This window comes from Myxococcus vastator, from assembly GCF_010894475.1.
Classification (GTDB): Bacteria; Myxococcota; Myxococcia; order Myxococcales; family Myxococcaceae; genus Myxococcus; species Myxococcus vastator.
On sequence record NZ_JAAIYB010000560.1, the window covers coordinates 1 to 4,781 of the forward strand.

Here is a 4,781-nt window from a genome sequence, read left to right on the forward strand (position 1 = left end):
GGGAGGGGAGGCGGCCTTGAAGCGGTTCCTGTCCCGCCATGACGTGGACGTGCGGGGACTGGAGCGGGTGCTGGCCCGGGGGCTTCGGGCCGAGCGCATCCTCGACAGCCGCATCCGGCTGCGGGCGCAGGTGGGTGAGACGGAGGTCCGCCGCCACTTCGAGCAGCACGCGGACGAATATCCGGAAGGCTACGAGGCGGCGCGCGCCGCCATCCGGGAGAAGCTGGTTCGGGAGCGGTATGGGGCGCTGGCGGCGGAAGAGCTGGCGCAGGTGCGGGCCTCGGCGCAGGTGCGCCGCGTGGCGCCCTTTGCCCGGGAGGCAAGCCGATGAGGCGGATGCGCGAGGAGCCGGCGCCCGGGGCCCGGCACGGCTACACCATCCGGCAGATGATGTCGGAGGACCTGCCCGCGGTCATGCTGCTGGAGCAGGCCGCGTTCAAGAACCCCTGGTCCCAGGACCTGCTCAAGCGCGAGCTCCAGCACGAATGGTCCACCATCCTCCTCGTGGAGGAGGAGCGGGAGGCGGACGGGCCGGAGCTGCTGGGGCTGGCCATCTTCTGGATCGTCCATGACGAGGTGCACGTGCTGAACGTGGCCACCGCGCCCAAGCACCGGCGCCGGGGCGTGGCGCGGGCCGTCATGGACGAGGTCCTGGAGCGGGGGAGGGCCAGGCGCTGCACCCTGGCCACCCTGGAGGTGCGCAAGAGCAACGAGGCCGCGCTCCAGCTCTACCGGGCCTTCGGCTTCCGCCCCGTCGGCATCCGGCCGAACTACTACGTCGACGAGGGCGAGGACGCCGTCGTGATGGTCCTCGACTTCTAACCGCACGCGGAGTAGAGGACCGCCCCGTTGTAGACCCGCCGTGCGTGGAAGCGCCGAGGCGGGGAATGGGACCTGGGACCCTGGCCGGTTGTAGGCAAGGGACAGGCCGTGCTTGACACGGATGGGCCCCTTCCTATACTCGCGCGCCTTTCCGTAGTCCTGTAGGTAGATATGCGCCGCCTGGTGTCTCTGGCGGCGACGAACCCGAAGAAGAGGTATCAGTGCCGACCATTAGCCAGCTGGTCCGCAAGGGCCGCGAGAAGCTCGTCGTCAAGGGCAAGAGCCCCGCGCTCAAGGAGTCCCCTCAGAAGCGTGGCGTCTGCACGCGCGTGTACACCACGACCCCGAAGAAGCCGAACTCGGCCCTCCGCAAGGTGGCCCGTGTTCGTCTGACGAACGGGATCGAGGTCACGTCCTACATCCCCGGCGTGGGTCACAACCTCCAGGAGCACTCGGTGGTGATGATTCGCGGTGGCCGTGTGAAGGACCTCCCGGGCGTCCGCTACCACATCGTCCGTGGAACGCTGGACTCCGTGGGTGTCGCGGGTCGCAAGCAGAGCCGCTCCAAGTACGGCGCGAAGCGTCCGAGCTGATCGCTCGTCACGCGGATCACCTTCTGTAGCGCAGCGTCTGGACGCATGGCCCCGCACCCTGGGGAGCGTCCTTGTGAAGTTCCTCCTGCAGCACTTGAAGCCCCGTGGATTCCTCCCAATGGGAGTGGGGCGTAAGGGAAGAGAGAAGAGATGCCTCGCCGTCGCGTAGTCGCCAAGCGCAAGATTCTTCCGGATCCGAAGTTCCAGGACCGGCTCGTCACCAAGTTCGTCAACGACCTGATGCGGAAGGGCAAGAAGTCCATCGCGGAAGGCGTTTGCTACGGTGCCTTCGCCCTCATCGAGGAGCGCGCGAAGGAAGACCCCCTCAAGACCTTCAAGAAGGCCCTCGACAACGTCAAGCCGGTGCTCGAGGTCAAGAGCCGCCGCGTCGGTGGCGCCACCTACCAGGTGCCCGTCGAGGTCCGCCAGGACCGCCGCGTGGCGCTCGGCATGCGTTGGATCATCACCTACTCCAAGGCGCGTGGTGAGAAGACCATGCAGGAGAAGCTGGCCGGTGAGATCATGGACGCCGCCAACAACCGCGGCAACGCGGTGAAGAAGCGTGAAGACACGCACAAGATGGCGGAGGCCAACAAGGCCTTCGCTCACTACCGCTGGTAGGCCCTCGAGGCTTCGCGGTTGCCGCCCGGATGCAGAGGATGCATCCGGGCGGTTTTGTTAGATGAAGCAGGTTCTCTGAAATCGTCCGGCCGGCAGGTGTCGAGGCCTCGGGCCCGCCCTTCCTTCCTGGAGAGGTATTGAGTCATGGCCCGTGAGTACCCCCTCGAGCGCTACCGCAACATCGGCATCATGGCGCACATCGATGCCGGCAAGACGACGACCACGGAGCGCATCCTCTTCTACACCGGCGCCATCCACCGGATGGGCGAGGTGCACGAAGGCAACACCACCACCGACTGGATGGTCCAGGAGCGTGAGCGCGGCATCACGATTACGTCCGCCGCCATCTCCGCCTTCTGGCAGCGGCGCGACCAGCGCTACCGCGTCAACATCATCGACACGCCGGGACACGTGGACTTCACCATCGAGGTGGAGCGCAGCCTGCGCGTGCTGGACGGCGCCATCGCGGTGTTCGACGCGGTGAACGGCGTGGAGCCGCAGTCGGAGACGGTGTGGCGCCAGGCGGACAAGTACAAGGTTCCCCGCATCTGCTTCATCAACAAGATGGACCGGGTGGGCGCCGACTTCGAGATGTCCGTGGGAACCATCCGCGAGAAGCTGGGCGCGCGAGCGGTCCGCATGCAGCTGCCGCTGGGCGCGGAGGACAAGCACCGCGGCGTCATCGACCTGCTGAAGATGAAGGCCCTGGTGTTCCAGGACTCCGAGCAGGGCAGCCGCTACGACGAGACGGACATCCCAGAGGAGCTCAAGGAGGAGGCGGACGCCGCCCGCGCCGAGCTGCTCGAGGCCGCGGCCGAGCAGGACGACGCGCTCACCGAGAAGTTCCTCGAGGGCGTGGAGCTGACCGAGGACGAAGTGCGTGGCGCCATCCGCAAGGGCTGCGTGGGCCTGAAGCTGTTCCCGGTGTTCTGCGGCTCGGCCTTCCGCCACAAGGGCGTGCAGCCGCTGCTGGACGCGGTGGTGGACTACCTGCCCAGCCCGCTGGAGGTGCCGCCCATCCACGGCAAGACGCCCAACGGCGAGGACGCCGTGCGCGAGACGCGGGACGACGCGCCCTTCAGCGCGCTGGCGTTCAAGATCATGAACGACCCCTCGTTCCAGTCCCAGACGCTGACCTTCCTCCGCGTCTACTCCGGCAAGCTGGAGGCGGGTTCAGCGGTGTGGAACTCGGTGAAGGGCAAGCGCGAGCGGGTCAGCCGGCTGGTGCAGATGCGCGCGGACAAGAAGGACGAAATCACCGAGTGCTACGCCGGTGATATCTGCGCGGTGGTGGGCCTGAAGCTGGCCGGCACGGGCGACACGCTCTGCGACGACAAGCAGCCCATCATCCTGGAGCGGATGGAGTTCCCCGAGCCCGTCATCGACATCGCCATCGAGCCGAAGTCGACGGCGGACCAGGACAAGATCCTCCAGTCGCTGCAGCGGCTGGCCATGGAGGACCCGTCCTTCCGCGTGAAGACGAACGAGGAGACGGGTCAGACGCTCATCGCCGGCATGGGCGAGCTCCACCTGGAAATCATCGTCGACCGCCTCCTGCGCGAGTTCAAGGTCGACGCGAACATCGGCAAGCCCCAGGTGGCCTACCGCGAGACGGTCACCTCCCAGGTGGAGATGGAAGGGAAGTACATCCGCCAGACGGGCGGCCGAGGCCAGTACGGCCACATCTGGCTGCGCGTGGCCCCCAATGAGCCGGGGCAGGGCTTCTCCTTCGAGAACAAGGTCACCGGCGGCGCGGTGTCCAAGGAGTTCGTTGACGCGGTGAAGGCCGGGTGCGCGGAGGCCATGCAGAACGGCCCGGTGGCCGGCTACCCCATGGTGGACGTGAAGGTGGAGGCCTTCGACGGCTCCATGCACGACGTGGACTCCAGCGAGATGGCGTTCAAGATCGCCGGCTCGCTGGCGTTCAAGGATGCCGTGCGCACGGCCACGCCCGTGCTCCTCGAGCCCATCATGAACTGCGAAATCGTCACGCCCGATGACTTCATGGGCGACGTCATCGGCGACCTGAACGGGCGTCGCGGGAAGGTGCAGGGGATGACTCCCCGGCCTGGCCGCGTGCAGGCCATCCAGGCGCAGGTGCCCCTGGCGGCCATGTTCGGCTACTCGACCGACCTGCGCAGCCGCAGCCAGGGAAGGGCGACGTACACCATGCAGTTCAGCCACTACGCGCCCGCGCCCAAGACGGCGCTCAACCGCTGAGTGGCTTCGGCTTGGCCCGGCCGCGGACCGGCCGGGCGATTTCAGTTGACGTTGTGGCGGGTTTGGAGCAGGACGCAGCACCTTCGCAGTTGTTTTCCGCGAGTCGAGACGTGCCGGGCTTCGGACCGGCAACCCCGTGAGGAGAGGCCATGGCCAAGGAAAAGTTCGAGCGTAACAAGCCCCACGTGAACATCGGCACGATCGGACACGTGGACCACGGCAAGACGTCGCTGACGGCCGCCATCACCAAGGTGCTGGCGAAGACGGGCGGCGCCACGTTCCTGGCGTACGACATGATTGACAAGGCGCCGGAGGAGCGTGAGCGCGGCATCACCATCTCCACCGCGCACGTCGAGTACCAGACGGCGAACCGGCACTACGCCCACGTCGACTGCCCCGGTCACGCCGACTACGTGAAGAACATGATTACGGGCGCGGCGCAGATGGACGGCGCCATCCTGGTGGTGTCGGCGGCGGACGGCCCGATGCCGCAGACGCGTGAGCACATCCTGCTGGCGCGCCAGG

Annotated in this window: 5 protein-coding genes and 1 pseudogene; all 6 read left to right on the forward strand. The window is 67.1% G+C overall.

The genetic code is table 11. The annotated features are described in order from the left end of the window. Positions 1-331: pseudogene (locus tag G4D87_RS33795) on the forward strand (hypothetical protein); the annotation flags it as partial. Further along, positions 328-822: a ribosomal protein S18-alanine N-acetyltransferase gene (gene rimI / locus G4D87_RS33800; RefSeq protein WP_163786801.1), complete on the forward strand. Its 495-nt coding sequence runs from the start codon at positions 328-330 to the stop codon at positions 820-822. The pseudogene G4D87_RS33795 and the gene rimI, both read left to right, overlap by 4 nt. 221 nt (positions 823-1,043) lie before the next feature. Further along, a complete protein-coding gene (rpsL, locus tag G4D87_RS33805) occupies positions 1,044-1,415 on the forward strand; it encodes a 30S ribosomal protein S12 (protein ID WP_002637381.1) in 372 nt (123 codons plus the stop codon). Positions 1,416-1,565: 150 nt separating this feature from the next. Beyond that, positions 1,566-2,036, forward strand: coding sequence for a 30S ribosomal protein S7 (rpsG, locus tag G4D87_RS33810; RefSeq protein WP_011553340.1), 471 nt, complete (start codon positions 1,566-1,568; stop codon positions 2,034-2,036). A 144-nt stretch (positions 2,037-2,180) separates the two neighbouring features. Further along, positions 2,181-4,256, forward strand: coding sequence for an elongation factor G (gene fusA / locus G4D87_RS33815; protein ID WP_163786802.1), 2,076 nt, complete (start codon positions 2,181-2,183; stop codon positions 4,254-4,256). Positions 4,257-4,405: 149 nt separating this feature from the next. Next, a partial coding sequence (locus G4D87_RS33820; protein ID WP_205507640.1) for a GTP-binding protein occupies positions 4,406-4,781 on the forward strand: 376 nt, incomplete at its 3' end.

Bases quoted from the DNA above. Each gene is read 5' to 3' on its own strand.
- rimI (WP_163786801.1), top strand. From the start codon at position 328: ATGAGGCGGATGCGCGAGGAGCCGGCGCCCGGGGCCCGGCACGGCTAC.
- rpsG (WP_011553340.1), top strand. From the start codon at position 1,566: ATGCCTCGCCGTCGCGTAGTCGCCAAGCGCAAGATTCTTCCGGATCCG.
- fusA (WP_163786802.1), top strand. From the start codon at position 2,181: ATGGCCCGTGAGTACCCCCTCGAGCGCTACCGCAACATCGGCATCATG.